Raw genomic sequence first — 14,490 nt, 5'->3', positions numbered from 1 at the left:
AGAAATATGCAACAACCAAATAGATTAAAACCTTTCTTTGAAAATATTCATTTCGAGAGAGAAGACAATACAATGATGGTGAACTTTGGACCACAACATCCATCTGCTCACGGTCAATTAAGACTAGTATTAGAACTTCAAGGTGAAGAAGTAGTTAAATCAAGACCATTAATTGGATACCTTCACAGAGGTATGGAGAAAATGGCTGAAAATATGATTTATAATGAATTCTTACCAACTACGGACAGAATGGATTATATTGCTGCTACTTCAAATAACTATGGATATGCCTTAGCTATTGAAAAACTTCTAGGAATTGAAGCTCCAAGAAGAGCTGAAATTATTAGAACAATGCTTTTAGAATTAAATAGAATTACTTCTCACTTATTCTGGTTAGCAACTCACGCACTAGACGTTGGTGCTATGTCTATGTTCCTTTACTGTTTCAGAGAAAGAGAATATGCAATGGACTTAATTGAAGACTATTGTGGAGCTAGACTTACTCACTCAGCAGTTAGAATTGGTGGAGTTCCTTTAGACTTACCATCAAATTGGACAGCTGATTGTTTATCATTCTTAGATATTTTACATACAGAATTAGAAAAGTATGAAGGTTTATTAACAGAGAATAGAATCTGGAAAATGAGACTTGAAAATATCGGTGTTATTACACCTCAAATGGCGAAAGAATGGGGATGTTCTGGTATTGCTTTAAGAGGTTCTGGAATCAAATGGGATTTAAGAAAAGAGATGCCTTACGGTATTTATGATGAATTAGATTTCGATGTTCCAGTTTCTTATACAAATGACTCATACGGTAGATACAAAATTTGTATTGCTGAAATGAGAGAATCTGCGAAGATTTTAAAACAATTAGTACCAATGTATGATGAAAGTGAATGTCAATTAATGGCTCACGCACCTGAGTATATTTCAGCTCCAAAAGAGCAAATCATGACTCAAAACTACTCTTTAATGCAACACTTCGTACTTGTAACACAAGGTATGAGACCACCAAAAGGTGAAGTATATGTTGCTACTGAGTCACCAAAAGGTGAATTAGGATATTTCGTAGTAAGTGATGGTTCTCCATATGCTTATAGAATGAAAATTAGAACACCAAGTTTCCAACATACAGCAATTCTTGAAGAATTATTAGTTGGATTACAGTTAGCCGATGTTGTTACTTTAATTGGTAACTTAAACATTGTATTCGGTGAAATTGATAGATAAGGGAAATAGGAAATGAAAAGATTTGATTTAAGACCTTTAAAAAATGATTTCTACGACAGAATGTTAGAGCTAATGGATAAACAAATTGTTGAGGGTGAAACTGCAATTATTATGTTTGAAATTGGTGATTTCGAAAACATTCAGAAATCAGCGGATGTTATTTATGAAGCTGGATATACATTAATGAACTCAATTAAGTTTAATGAAGTTGACTGGACTTTAGTGGTTAAAAAAATAAAACCAGAACCAAGAGAAGTTGAAGAAGCAGAGGAAGCAAAATAATGGATAAAAAAGAAATTATTGCTAAAAGTGATTTTGTAATCACACTTGGTTCAATGCTTGCTGACAACAAAGAACCTGTAAGAAATTCAATTATTGAATCAATTGCTAAAACAAATGCAAAGTTTGTTTATATGCATCCAATTGATAATATTGATTTAAAACTTTACTATACTCAATTTATTAAATATGAAGTAGGAAGTGAAGAGGGTGTTTGTGCTTTATTCTTAGATGCTTTTGTAAAAGAATCTGATGAAAATACACAAAAATATATCAATGATTTAGATTTAGGATATATCTCTGCTGAAAGTTCTGCTGGAGAAGAAGAGTTTGAGGAAGCTTATGAAGCATCTTCAAATTGTACTTTTAAAACTCTAGTAATTGGTGACGATTTAATTGAACATGATAGAGTTGAAAATATTATTAGATTTATCTCTCTAATCAAAAAATATACTGACTTTAATGTAATTGTTTTAAATGACGAATTTGAAGCAAAAATTAATGCATGTGAAAATATTGATTTAGAAGAAGTAGAAGATTTAAAATCATACAACGGAACAGTTTTATATAGACTAGTTGATGAAGAATCTAGTGAAGATTTACTTTGTAGTCAAACATTTGCAAATATTGCAAAAGTTAAAAACAATGATGAAATATTTATTAACTACAAAAATGAAAAAATCAAAAGAACTTTAAAAGTTGATGAGAAGTTAAACGGTACAGTATCTATTGCTAAAATAGCTGCTTCAAATGAAGATATTTTTAATGATTATAGATACAAGCAAGTAAAAATTGAAAAGGTTGATGCATAATGAGTGACATGATTACATTAACAATGGACGGTAAATCTATAGAAGCTAAAAATGGTGAATCTATACTTAACGTAGCAAGAGAAAATGATGTTTTTGTTCCTGCTGTATGTTATTTAACAAGATGTTCACCAACACTAGCTTGTAGATTATGTCTAGTTGAAGCTGATGGAAAACAAGTATACGGATGTAATACAAAAGTTAAAGAAGGAATGGACGTTACAACTGTAACTGAAAATATTTCTAAAGAGCGAAGAGCTATTATGGAAGTTTACGATGTAAACCATCCATTACAGTGTGGAGTTTGTGACCAAAGTGGTGAATGTGAACTTCAAAACTACTCTTTATATATGAATGTTGATAAACAATCATACTCAATTAGAGATATTCATAGACCTACTCAACACTGGGGAGTTATGAACTATGATCCTGCATTATGTATTATGTGTGAGAGATGTGTAACTGTATGTAAAGATATGGTTGGTTCAAACGCTCTTTCTACAGTTAAAAGAGGTGCAGATGCAATTGATAAGACATTTAAAGCAGAAATGCCAAAAGATGCTTATGCAATGTGGAACAAATTAAATAAATCTTTAATTGGTTATGACGCTGATGCCTGTACAAACTGTGGTGAGTGTATCTCTGCATGTCCAGTAGGTGCTTTAGTTTCTCATGACTTCCAATACACTTCAAATGCTTGGGAATTAAAGAAAATTCCAGCAGTAAATCCACACTCATCTGATTGTGCATTTATGTACTACGAAATCAAACAAGAATCAATTGATGCTCACGCTACAAAAAGAATTTATAGAGTTACAAATGAACCTCATTTCTCAACTGTAAATGGTGCAGCTAGATTTGCTTATGATTTTGAAAACAAATGTGAAGCAAAAGACGAAGCGGCATTTAATGAAGCAGTAGAAGCTTTCAAAAAAGCAAATACAATTAAATTCAACTCATTTATTACAAATGAAGAAGCATTAATCTTACAAAAAGTAGCTAATAAAACTGGTGCTAAACTTGTAAATGAAGATGCAAGAAGATATCAAGAGTTCTTAGCTAATTATACAAGCACTTCTGGTAAATCTTTATACTCTTCAACACTTACAGAAGTACATGATGCAAACTTTGTAATTTCTGTTGGTTCATATTTAAAATCTGATTTACCAAATGCAAGATATGCATTAAATAACTCAGTAATTATGAATAAAGGTGCTGCTTTATACTTCCACCCAGTTGCGGATCCAGTAATGGAAAAAATTGGTAAAAAAGGTAAAACTACAGACTTTATTTATCATGCACCAATGGCAGAAGAAGCTATTTTATATTTCATTCTTTATAAGTTTGGAAAAGATTTACCAGCATCTGTTGCTGATTATATTGCTTCTAAAACTGAAACTAGAACTAAAACAGTAGTTGAAACTATCAAAGAAAAAGTAGTTGAAATCGTAAAAGATGAAGAAACTGGTGAAGAAAAAGAAGTTTCAAAAATGGTTCCTAAAAAAGTTTCTAAAGAAGTTGAGTTTGAATACAACACTTTATTAGAAGAGTTTGGAAAAGATGAAGCCTTCTTAGAATTAATTGATTCAATGTTAGCTAAAAAAGATACATTCTCATTAATGGTTGGAGAAGATTTAATTTCTCATCCAGATTCAATTAACTTAGCTAAGTTATGTGGAATTATTGATAGATATACTGCATTTAATATTGTTATCTTACCAACACAAACTAACACATTAGGTGTTTCTCAAATTTGTAAATTAGATAAAGAAGAATCAGGATTTGTTGTAGGTTACAACGAAACTGCTGATTACGAATTATCTGCTTTAGGTGATGGAAATATTGATATGCCAGCACTTAATCAACAAGAAGGAACATTTACTAATATTGATAAAAAAGTTGTTCCAACAAATGCTGCATTAGCATTTAATGGTTATGCTTTAAATGATATTGCAAATGTTGTTTTAAATGATGATATTGAATATACAATTGAATATACAGAAGAATTACCAGTAGAAGCTGGATTCCAAGCTGTAGAATTTGATTCATTACCAAATAAATTCGGTACTGACAGAGTTGAATATAGAGGTTACGATTTATCATCTACTAGTTCTGAAGCATGTGATGAAACAAATGTAAGCAATACAGCTAAGTTTGAAGTATCTGAAAATGAAATGGTAATTTACCAAGCAAACCCAATTAACCAATTTAATGAATTTACAGCAATTGCACATGAGTTTAAAGATAATCTTGAATCAGGTATTTTCTTCTCTAAAGCTGCATTTGATAAATTAGAATTATCTAAAGGTGATAAAGTAAAAGTTAATGCAAATGGTTCTGAATTAGAATTAAATGCTTATACTGATATTCAAATTGCTGGTGATATTGCTTATGTATCTACATTTGATAAAAACTCATCTTCAAAAGTTTTATTTGATACTTATAGATTTAATAAAGCTCAAGTAGTAAAGGCATAGTATGGAAGCTGGAATTATAATAGAAACAATAATAAAAGTTGTAGTTGTATTAACAATTTTCTCTGCGTTAGCTGGATTTACAACATATATAGAAAGAAAAGTATTAGCATTTATGCAAAGAAGACTAGGACCTACAAACGTTGGTCCTTACGGTCTTTTACAAATTGCAGCTGATGGTATTAAACTATTCACTAAAGAAGACTTTATTCCTGCAAATGCGAATAAACCAATCTTTATGATTGCACCAATTATTACAGCGGCTACTGCATTTATTGCAATGAGTGCTATTCCTTTCTTCCCTGAATTTGAAATGTTTGGTTATACAGTTAGACCAATTATCTCAGATGTAAATGTTGGGGTTTTATTTGTATTATCAGTTGGAGCAATTGGACTTTATGGACCTTTATTAGGTGGTATGAGTTCTGCTAATAAATGGGCATTACTTGGAGGAGCTAGAACTGCTATTCAACTTTTATCATATGAAGTTGTATCAGGACTTGCTTTACTAGCACCATTAATGATGGTAGGTTCATTATCATTAATTGATATTAATAACTACCAAGCTGGTGGAGTTTCAAACTGGATTGTTTGGTCGCAACCTTTAGCATTTATTTTATTTGTTATTGCTGGATTTGCTGAAACAAACAGAACACCATTTGATTTACTTGAGCATGAAGCTGAATTAGTTGCAGGTTATGCAACTGAGTATTCTGGTATGAGATGGGGAATGTTCTTCATTGGTGAGTATGCAGCATTATTTACAATTGCTTTCTTAACTGCATTAATTTTCCTTGGTGGATTTGAGCCATTATGGTTTATCCCTGGTGGATTAGCAATTATATTAAAAGTAATGTTCTTAATCTTTATATTCTTATGGACAAGAGCAGCTTGGCCACACGTTAGACCTGACCAATTAATGTGGTTATGTTGGAAAATATTAATGCCACTTGCAGTGTTAAATATCTTAGCAACTGGTCTAGTAATAATGATTTTGGAGTAATTATGAGTTTTAAAGAATTTAAAAACAGAAATATTTCTGAAGATTACGTAACAGTTCAAGAAGATAATTATCCAAAGACTGAATGGGAAACTTTCAAACAGGTCTTAAGTAGATCTGTTAAAGGTGAATTATTCACTGGTTTAAAAATTACTTGGAAAATGATGACTGGTGCTCTTTTCAATGGAGAAATGGCAACAGTTCAATATCCAAAAGAAAAATTACCAATAGGTCCTAGATATAGAGCCGTACATAAATTACTTGTTTTATTAGAATCAGGTAGTGAAAGATGTATTGGTTGTGGTTTATGTGAAAAGATCTGTATTGCTAACTGTATTAGAATGGAAACTAAAATAGATGAAGATTCTAGAAAAGCAGTAAGTGAATATACAATTAATATGGGTAGATGTATTTTCTGTGGTTATTGTGCAGAAGTTTGTCCAGAACTTGCAATTGTACATGGAGGAAGATATGAAAACTCTTCTGAGCAAAGAGCTCACTTCTCATTAAAAGAAGATATTTTAACACCATTTGATCAATTAAACCAACAAACAGAATTTGCTGGTTTCGGTTCGGTATCACCAGATGCTGATAAAAAAATTAAAAAAACACCACTGTCGTACTAAGGAGTTTGGATGTTTGAAGTAGTAGCTTTTATAATGTTTGCAGTACTTACAGTTTCAATGTTTGGAATTACAGTACTTACAAACAACGCTTTATACGCGCTAAGTTCAATGGCTGCAGGGATGATTTTCATCTCAGCATTCTTTTTCTTACTTGACGCAGATTTCCTAGGGGCCGTACAAATTGTAGTTTATACAGGTGCAATTATGTCTTTATATGCCTTTGGTATGATGTTTTTTGATTCTTTATCAACTGTAAAAGAAAAGATTAATAATCCAAGATTAGTATTCTTATTATCTGGAATTGTAGCTTTAATTATTGTTGTTATTTTCATCTCTCCAGTTATTGGTGAAAATGTTACAGCTAATTATCCTGTTCATCCAGAAGTAGGTAACTCTGCTGATGTTGGTTATGTTTTATTTACTAAATACTTAGTTCCATTTGAAGTTGCAGCAATTATGTTACTTGTTGCAATGATTGGTGGAATTGTTTTAGCTGGTAAAAAAATGAATGAATCTTATTCTGAAATGCATGAAGAAGAAATTGATGCTTTAATAGCAAAAGAAGCTAAAGAAGCAGAATCTAAGGAGGCTAAATGACACTTAATGCCTATTTAATACTATCAACGGTTCTTTTTTGTATAGGACTTGCTGGTGTAATTAGAAGAAAAAATGTTTTAATGCTTTTTTTCTCTACAGAAATTATGTTAAATGCTGTTAACGTTGGTCTTGCAGCTGTATCTAAATTCCATGGGGATTTATCTGGTCAAATGTTTGCATTCTTTATTATCGCAGTTGCGGCTGCTGAAGTTGCAATTGGTCTTGGATTATTAATTCTTTGGTACAAAAGAACAGGTTCTATTAACTTAGATGATATTCAAGGGATGAAGGGATAATAATGGAAAAATATATATACATTGCACTTTTTGCCCCATTAGTTGGTTCATTAGTAGCAGCATTATTCTCTATGAGAAAGAAAACAGCTTTCACAGGATGGTTCACATCTTTTATGTTAGCTGTTTCTATGTTCGCTTCATTAAAATTATTACATTTTGTTTATACGACAGATACTGTATTAAACGTAATTTTATTCCAATGGATTGAAACAGGAAGTTTAGAAATCCCATTTGGATTTGTTGTTGATCAAGTATCAGTTGTAATGATGTCTGTTGTAACTGTAGTATCTACTATGGTTCATATTCATTCAATTGGTTATATGGAACACGATAAAGGTTTTAATAGATATTTCTCTTACCTTTCTGCGTTTGTGTTCTCTATGCTTGTTCTTGTAATGTCTGATAACTTCGCCGTATTATTCATCGGTTGGGAAGGTGTTGGAGTTTGTTCATGGTTATTAATCGGATTCTGGTATCACAAAGAATCTGCATCATGGGCAGCTAATGAAGCATTTATTATGAACAGAGTTGGGGATTTAGGTCTTTTACTTGGTATGTTCTTATTATACTGGAACCTTGGAACATTACAATACGATGCAGTATTTGCAAATATCTCTACACTTGATCATTCATTAATCGTTTGGATTGGTGGTTTATTATTCCTAGGTGCTATGGGTAAATCAGCTCAGTTCCCATTACATACATGGCTTGCTGATGCAATGGAAGGTCCTACACCTGTTTCTGCGTTAATTCACGCAGCAACTATGGTAACAGCTGGGGTTTATTTAGTAGTAAGATCAAATGAATTATATACATTAGTTCCTGAGGTTGGATATGCAATTGCAGCACTTGGTGCATTTGTAGCAATTTTTGCAGCAACTATGGCTTTAGTAAATAATGATATGAAAAGAATTATTGCATACTCAACATTATCTCAATTAGGATATATGTTCGTAGCAGCTGGTCTTGGTGCTTATTGGGTGGCATTATTCCACCTTGCAACTCATGCCTTCTTTAAATCAGTATTATTCTTAGGTGCTGGTAACGTTATGCATGCAATGAATGATGAATTAGATATTAGAAAAATGGGTGGCTTACATAATAAAATGAAAGCAACTTCAATTATTATGCTTGTAGCTTCTCTTGCACTTGCTGGTATTTTCCCATTAGCTGGTTTCTTCTCAAAAGATAAAATTTTAGAAGCAGCATTTAATGCAGATGCATTCCTATTATGGGGAACATTATGGGTAACTGCTGGTTTAACAGCATTCTATTCATTTAGATTAGTATTTAAAATTTTCTTCGGAAAACAAAACTATTCAGATGCAGATTTCCATCCTCATGAAGCTAAAAACTTTGTAATTGCAGCAATGATTCCATTAGCTGTACTTGCAGTAATAGCTGGATGGTTTGAACATGCCTTTATTGATTTTGTTACAAAAACATTACCAACATGGGAAGCTTCAAATACAGCAAGCTCAACTGTATGGATTTTAATTCTAATTACAACTGCTGTTGCAGTTGGTGGTATTGCAGTAGCTTATGTTAAATACTACAAAGGTGATGGATTTAGTAAAGAATGGGAAAATAATGCACTTTATAAATTATTTATAAATCAATATTATATTCCAGTGTTCTATGACAAATTTATCTCTAAACCATATTACGCAATGTCTGTTTGGTTCTTTAATGTGATTGAAATTAAAGTTATTGACAATGCAATTGATGGAATCGCTCACTTTATTAATAAAGCAGGTGCGACAGCTAGACCTATTCAATCAGGTAATTTATCAACATCTTTAAGATTAATGGTAGTAGGACTTATTATGGGTCTTATTTTCGCATTAGTCTTAGCGGTACTATAAGGGGTTATGTAAATGGAAAATATTTTATCTATGCTGATATTCTTCCCAGCAGTAGCAGCTACTGTTGGATTTTTAATTCATAAAGATTCAATGAGACAGTACGGGGTTGTTGTTACTGTTGTTGAGTTTGTATTAGCATTGTTATTATGGTACCACTTTGATTCAAGTGTGGCAGGAATGCAGTTTGTTCAAACCTTACCTTTAATCCCAACTATGGGTATTAATTTTGTAGCGGGTGTTGATGGGGTTTCATTATTCTTAATTGTAATGATTACATTTATGACGATGATCTCAATTATTGCATTAACTGAAAAAAGAAATGTTAAAAACCTAATCATTACAATGTTATATTTACAAATGACTATGGTTGGTGTATTCGTAGCTCTTGATGTTATTATGTTCTATATTTTCTGGGAACTAACTCTTATTCCAATGTTTTATATCATTGGATTCTGGGGAGCAGAGAGAAGATTCTACGCAGCAATCAAGTTCTTCTTATATACATTTACAGGTTCAGTTATTATGCTTATTGGTATGTTATATTTTGGATATGTTTACCACGAAGCAACAGGAGTTTGGAGCTTTAACTTATTAGACTGGTATGGTGCAGTTTTACCATTTGATGTTCAGTTATGGTTATTTATTGCATTCTTCTTTGGATTTGCAGTAAAAGTACCAATGATTCCTTTCCATACTTGGTTACCTATTGCACATGGACAAGCACCAACAATTGGTTCTATTATCCTTGCAGCGGTATTATTAAAAATGGAAACATATGGATTTATTAGATTTTCTCTTCCTTTATTCCCAGATGCAAGTGTTTACTTCATGTGGTTTATGGCAGGTCTTGGAATCATAGCTATTATCTATACAGCAATGTTAGCTTACGCACAAGAAGATATGAAACAAATGATTGCATACTCTTCAGTATCTCACATGGGTGTAATTATTCTTGGGGTATTTGCATTAAATGTTGAAGGTATAACAGGGGCTGTTTATCTGATGATTGGTCACGGAATTGTATCCGGAGCACTATTTATGAGTGTTGGGGTACTTTACGATAGACGTAAAACCAAGATGATTAAAGAGTTTGGTGGATTAGCACACAATATGCCAATGTTCGCACTTGTTTATGCAATTGTATTAATGGCATCTATTGGATTACCTTTAACAATTGGATTCATCGGTGAGTTCTTATCATTATTAGGATTCTTTAAAGCATCTCCAATTTTAGCATTTATTGCATCACTTACTATTGTATTAAGTGCAATTTATATGTTAGCAATGTACAAAAGAACATTCTTTGGTAAATTAACAAACCCTAAAAACAAAGATTTAAAAGATATCTTTGGTAGAGAAGCGGTTGCTTTATTCTCATTAGTGGCATTAATTATTGCATTAGGTATTTACCCAAAAGTGATTTTAGATCCATTAAATACAACTGTTAAACATTTAACACAAGTTATGCAGATTAAAGCTGTTAATCAAGATACAAAAGACAAATTAAAAGCTTTAAATTCAATAGGGGAGGTTAAGTAATGCTTGAGCCTATTTCATTTAGTTTAGAAAGTTTAAACCTTGGTACTTTAGCTCCAATGATGATTGCAATCATTGGTGCAATTAGTATTTTATTAACTGACCTTTTTAATACTGAAAAACATAAATCGTTATACGTTGTTTTAGTTATATTATTCTTAACGTTTGACCTATTTACATTACTTGCTTACTCTGGTGATGAGAGAGGTTTATTTGATATGATGTTACTTGATGGTATTGCGATACTATCTCAGGTTATCATTATTTCAGGTTCGATTCTATTTATTTTCCTAGGATTATCTAAGTTAAGATTCCAAGATTTCAGACATGCTGAATATTTTGCTTTATATTTATTTATGGTAGCAGGATTCCAGTTTATGGTAAGTTCGGATTCATTAATTTTAATCTTCGTTGGATTAGAAACAGCATCATTGTCATTATACACAATGATTGCAATGCATAATAGAATGGTTTCAATTGAAGCCGCAATCAAATACTTTACAATGGGAGCATTAGCTGCTGCATTCTTCGTATTTGGTTCTATGATTTTCTATGCATTAACTGGTTCATTAGAATTAGCACAAATATCTGAAGTATTAAGTTCTCAAGGGTATTTATCAGCTGATAACTTCTCTAACTATGCAATGGTATTAGTTGGATTTGTATTTATGTTTGCTGCTCTTGGATTTAAATTATCATTATTCCCATTCCATACTTGGGTTCCAGATGTTTATACAGGTTCAACTTCTGCATTAGCAGGGTTCTTATCTGTTATTCCTAAAATGGCAGGTTTTGTAGTTGCACTTAGATTCTTTGAAGTATTTGTACATAGTGGTGATATGATTATTCATACAATGCTTTACATTACAGTTGTTTTAACAATGACTATTCCAAATATCATTGCATTACAACAAACTGATATTAAAAGAATGTTAGCTTACTCATCTGTATCAAATGCAGGTATGGCAATGGCGGCTATTTTAATTGGAACAACGCAAGCAACTTCAGCCCTATTCTTATACTGGATTTTATTTACAGTTACTAACTTTGGTGCCTTTGGTATGTTATGGTTAAATAGAGGTAAAGAGTATGGAGATTATAAATCACCATATGCATTTATTAAGTTCTCAGGACTTGCTCAAATTTCACCGTTTACAGCTTCAATTTTAGCTCTATTCTTATTTGCTTTAACTGGTCTTCCTCCGTTTGCATTATTCTGGGGAAAAATGTACTTAATTTCAAGTGCTGTTAATGCTGGAGAAATTGCTTTAGCTGTAATTATTGTACTTAACTCTGCAATTGCTGCATACTACTACTTAAGACCTGTTTCATACATGTTCTTAAGAGATCCAGAAGAGGGTGCAAAAACTAAGTTTATGCAAAATGCTTCATTACCAATGAAATCGGTAGTTGGATTTGCAGTATTCTTAGCAGTTACATCTATTTTCTTTATAGAACCTTTATTAAACGTAATTTCTTACTACGTAGGAACTACAAGCTTCTAAAACAATTTTCTAGCCATTTTATATATAAATGGCTAGATTTTTTGTATAATTCTGTCATGAAAAAAATATTCTTACTTCTATTTATTTTTATTTCATCTGTTTATTCTAATTCTCTTAGATTATCTGAAAAAGATATTTTGATTTTAAAAGAGATAAAATCTCTTTCAAATGAGAAAATGATTCAATATTCTTTAATGGCAATTGCTATAAAAGAGTCTTCATTAGGTAAAAATTTAGTGAATGATAAATCTAAAGATTATGGATTATTTCAAGCAAATATCAAAACTGTGTTATCAAGAGAAGATGTTGATGATACAAAAGAAAATAGAGAGTATTTCTCAAATAAATTAGTAACAGATATTCGTTATGCTGTTAATAATGCTTTATTAGAAATACAGTATTGGCAAGGTGTTCATGATGAATCATGGGCAAAAACTTGGGCCTCTTATAATACAGGTTGGAAATATGAAAGTAAAACTGGTTTACTTTATGCCACAAGTATTTATAAGATTATTAAAACACTAAAATTAGAATATAAACTATAAAACCTTCTTTATAACCTAGAAATAAACCATATCTTGTTACAATCCAACTAATTAATTTTAAGGATAAGATTTGAAGACTATAAGTGTTGCACATTCACCTGATGCAGATGATATTTTTATGTATTATGCAATTAAATTTGGTTGGGTTACTCCAAATGATGCCAAATTTGAAAATATTGCAGACGATATTGAGACATTAAATCAAGCTACATTGAAAGGTGACTATGATATTTGTGCTATTTCATTTGCACTTTATCCATTCGTTAAAGATGATTATGCCTTATTAAAAACAGCAGTTTCTTTTGGTGAAGGTTATGGACCTAAACTTATTAAAAGAAAAGGCACTAAATTAAAAAGAAATTTCAAAGTAGCTTTAAGTGGTGAATTCACTACAAATGCTTTATTATTCAAAATTGCATATCCAGATGCAAGAATTACATATATGAATTTCTTAGATATTGAACAAGCAGTTATTAATGGTGATGTTGATGCTGGTGTATTAATTCACGAATCGATTTTAACTTATGATGATTCATTAGAAGTTGAAAAAGAGATGTGGGATATTTGGGTTGAATTAAGTGGTGGAGATTTACCATTACCACTTGGTGGAATGTGTATTAGAAGATCAATTCCATTACATGCTGCAATTGATTATGAAGATACATTAATTAAAGCAGTTAATGTTGCAAATAAAAACAGAAAAGTTTTAGCTCCTATGTTACTTGACAAAGGTTTAATTAGAGTTGATGCTGACACATTAGATAATTATCTTGATTTATATGCAAATGATAACTCAGTACAATTATCTGATATTCAATATAAAGCTTTAGATAAACTATTTGAACTTGGATATAAAAATGGTTTTTATACAGAGTTAGTTAAATCACAAGATTTTTTAATTCCAAGTGAATATAAAGAATTAAGACAAAAGTAATAAATATGCAAAATTCTATAAGAACTATTGATTTTACAAAATATTCATCAATTAAAATAGGTCCAACTGTTGATGTTTTAGTTATAAATGAAATAGCTGATTATAGTGAGTACCAAATAATTGGTCGTGCTAATAATCTTCTTCTTTCTTCAAATGCACCAAAGTTTGCAATTTTAGGGGAAGAGTTTGATTATATAAGAAGAGAAGATAATTTACTTTATGTGGGATGTGCAACTACATCTGGTAAACTTTTGACTTATGTAAGAAAAAATAATATCGCAAATTTAGAATTTTTAGCTAAACTACCAGGTAACTTAGGTGGTTTAGTAAAAATGAATGCAGGACTTAAGTCTTGGGAAATTTTCAATTATGTTCATTCTATTAAAACTAAAGATGGATATATTAAAAAAGAAGATGTGAATTATTCATATAGACACACCCAATTAAATACAATAGTTTATGAAGTTGTTTTTAATATAGAAGAGGGTTTTAGTAAAGATAAATTAAAAGAGTTTAATAAAATGAGAGATAATCAGCCACATATTCCAAGTGCTGGATCTTGTTTTAAAAACCCAAAAGATGATTATGCAGGTAGATTAATAGAAGCTGTAGGTTTAAAAGGGTATAAAATAGGCAATATGTCATTTTCCCAAGAACACGCTAATTTCTTAGTGAATTTAGGTGGCGGAACATACGAAGAAGCTGTTGAAATAATCAACTTAGCAAAGAGTAGAATAAAAGATCAATTTAACATAGATATAGAAGAAGAAGTTATAATTTATTAATTGATT

At 31.2% G+C, this 14,490-nt stretch carries 14 protein-coding genes; all 14 read left to right on the top strand.

All coding sequences use genetic code 11. The features are described 5' to 3' along the window. Window positions 1-6 precede the first annotated feature (6 nt). The 14 genes from nuoD to ALEK_RS16465 all read left to right on the top strand — a co-directional run bounded on the left by nuoD (window position 7) and on the right by ALEK_RS16465 (window position 14,484). Window positions 7-1,233 carry an NADH dehydrogenase (quinone) subunit D gene (gene nuoD, locus ALEK_RS16530; protein ID WP_071627976.1) on the top strand — a complete coding sequence of 409 codons (1,227 nt, stop codon included), beginning with the start codon at window positions 7-9 and terminating at the stop codon, window positions 1,231-1,233. Window positions 1,234-1,245: 12 nt separating this feature from the next. Further along, the gene (locus ALEK_RS16525) at window positions 1,246-1,515 is read left to right on the top strand and encodes an NADH-ubiquinone oxidoreductase subunit E family protein (RefSeq protein WP_071627975.1); all 270 of its coding nucleotides are present in this window, start codon (window positions 1,246-1,248) and stop codon (window positions 1,513-1,515) included. Then, complete coding sequence (locus ALEK_RS16520; protein ID WP_071627974.1) at window positions 1,515-2,324, top strand: hypothetical protein; 810 nt, start codon at window positions 1,515-1,517, stop codon at window positions 2,322-2,324. Before ALEK_RS16525 ends, ALEK_RS16520 begins: the two co-directional genes overlap by 1 nt. Further along, on the top strand, window positions 2,324-4,798 hold the full coding sequence (locus tag ALEK_RS16515) for an NADH-quinone oxidoreductase subunit G (RefSeq protein WP_071627973.1): 2,475 nt from the start codon (window positions 2,324-2,326) through the stop codon (window positions 4,796-4,798). Before ALEK_RS16520 ends, ALEK_RS16515 begins: the two co-directional genes overlap by 1 nt. A gap of 1 nt (window position 4,799) precedes the next feature. Next, complete coding sequence (nuoH, locus tag ALEK_RS16510) at window positions 4,800-5,798, top strand: NADH-quinone oxidoreductase subunit NuoH (protein WP_071627972.1); 999 nt, start codon at window positions 4,800-4,802, stop codon at window positions 5,796-5,798. A gap of 2 nt (window positions 5,799-5,800) precedes the next feature. Beyond that, on the top strand, window positions 5,801-6,421 hold the full coding sequence (nuoI, locus tag ALEK_RS16505; RefSeq protein ID WP_071627971.1) for an NADH-quinone oxidoreductase subunit NuoI: 621 nt from the start codon (window positions 5,801-5,803) through the stop codon (window positions 6,419-6,421). Window positions 6,422-6,430: 9 nt separating this feature from the next. Further along, window positions 6,431-7,018 (top strand): NADH-quinone oxidoreductase subunit J, encoded by a 588-nt coding sequence (locus tag ALEK_RS16500; RefSeq protein ID WP_071627970.1) that lies wholly within the window; start codon window positions 6,431-6,433, stop codon window positions 7,016-7,018. After that, window positions 7,015-7,314, top strand: coding sequence for an NADH-quinone oxidoreductase subunit NuoK (nuoK, locus tag ALEK_RS16495; RefSeq protein ID WP_071627969.1), 300 nt, complete (start codon window positions 7,015-7,017; stop codon window positions 7,312-7,314). The genes ALEK_RS16500 and nuoK overlap by 4 nt, the downstream gene beginning before the upstream one ends. 2 nt (window positions 7,315-7,316) lie before the next feature. Then, window positions 7,317-9,179, top strand: a complete 1,863-nt coding sequence (gene nuoL / locus ALEK_RS16490) for an NADH-quinone oxidoreductase subunit L (protein WP_071627968.1) — start codon at window positions 7,317-7,319, stop codon at window positions 9,177-9,179. A gap of 12 nt (window positions 9,180-9,191) precedes the next feature. Further along, window positions 9,192-10,718 carry an NADH-quinone oxidoreductase subunit M gene (locus ALEK_RS16485; RefSeq protein ID WP_071627967.1) on the top strand — a complete coding sequence of 509 codons (1,527 nt, stop codon included), beginning with the start codon at window positions 9,192-9,194 and terminating at the stop codon, window positions 10,716-10,718. Continuing rightward, entirely contained in the window at window positions 10,718-12,220 is a 1,503-nt protein-coding gene (gene nuoN, locus ALEK_RS16480; RefSeq protein ID WP_071627966.1) for an NADH-quinone oxidoreductase subunit NuoN, read from the top strand. Before ALEK_RS16485 ends, nuoN begins: the two co-directional genes overlap by 1 nt. 56 nt (window positions 12,221-12,276) lie before the next feature. After that, on the top strand, window positions 12,277-12,765 hold the full coding sequence (locus tag ALEK_RS16475; RefSeq protein ID WP_071627965.1) for a transglycosylase SLT domain-containing protein: 489 nt from the start codon (window positions 12,277-12,279) through the stop codon (window positions 12,763-12,765). Window positions 12,766-12,835: 70 nt separating this feature from the next. Beyond that, entirely contained in the window at window positions 12,836-13,699 is an 864-nt protein-coding gene (locus tag ALEK_RS16470; protein ID WP_071627964.1) for a menaquinone biosynthesis family protein, read from the top strand. A gap of 5 nt (window positions 13,700-13,704) precedes the next feature. Continuing rightward, window positions 13,705-14,484 carry a UDP-N-acetylmuramate dehydrogenase gene (locus ALEK_RS16465; RefSeq protein WP_071627963.1) on the top strand — a complete coding sequence of 260 codons (780 nt, stop codon included), beginning with the start codon at window positions 13,705-13,707 and terminating at the stop codon, window positions 14,482-14,484. Window positions 14,485-14,490: the final 6 nt, after the last annotated feature.

Origin of the sequence: Poseidonibacter lekithochrous (genome assembly GCF_013283835.1) — a bacterium.
Taxonomy (GTDB): domain Bacteria; phylum Campylobacterota; class Campylobacteria; order Campylobacterales; family Arcobacteraceae; genus Poseidonibacter; species Poseidonibacter lekithochrous.
Note: the sequence above shows the minus strand (reverse complement) of the source record. Positions and strands in the feature narration are given on the sequence as shown.

Bases quoted from the DNA above. Each gene is read 5' to 3' on its own strand.
- nuoD (WP_071627976.1), top strand. From the start codon at position 7: ATGCAACAACCAAATAGATTAAAACCTTTCTTTGAAAATATTCATTTC.
- ALEK_RS16525 (WP_071627975.1), top strand. From the start codon at position 1,246: ATGAAAAGATTTGATTTAAGACCTTTAAAAAATGATTTCTACGACAGA.
- ALEK_RS16520 (WP_071627974.1), top strand. From the start codon at position 1,515: ATGGATAAAAAAGAAATTATTGCTAAAAGTGATTTTGTAATCACACTT.
- ALEK_RS16515 (WP_071627973.1), top strand. From the start codon at position 2,324: ATGAGTGACATGATTACATTAACAATGGACGGTAAATCTATAGAAGCT.
- nuoH (WP_071627972.1), top strand. From the start codon at position 4,800: ATGGAAGCTGGAATTATAATAGAAACAATAATAAAAGTTGTAGTTGTA.
- nuoI (WP_071627971.1), top strand. From the start codon at position 5,801: ATGAGTTTTAAAGAATTTAAAAACAGAAATATTTCTGAAGATTACGTA.
- ALEK_RS16500 (WP_071627970.1), top strand. From the start codon at position 6,431: ATGTTTGAAGTAGTAGCTTTTATAATGTTTGCAGTACTTACAGTTTCA.
- nuoK (WP_071627969.1), top strand. From the start codon at position 7,015: ATGACACTTAATGCCTATTTAATACTATCAACGGTTCTTTTTTGTATA.
- nuoL (WP_071627968.1), top strand. From the start codon at position 7,317: ATGGAAAAATATATATACATTGCACTTTTTGCCCCATTAGTTGGTTCA.
- ALEK_RS16485 (WP_071627967.1), top strand. From the start codon at position 9,192: ATGGAAAATATTTTATCTATGCTGATATTCTTCCCAGCAGTAGCAGCT.
- nuoN (WP_071627966.1), top strand. From the start codon at position 10,718: ATGCTTGAGCCTATTTCATTTAGTTTAGAAAGTTTAAACCTTGGTACT.
- ALEK_RS16475 (WP_071627965.1), top strand. From the start codon at position 12,277: ATGAAAAAAATATTCTTACTTCTATTTATTTTTATTTCATCTGTTTAT.
- ALEK_RS16465 (WP_071627963.1), top strand. From the start codon at position 13,705: ATGCAAAATTCTATAAGAACTATTGATTTTACAAAATATTCATCAATT.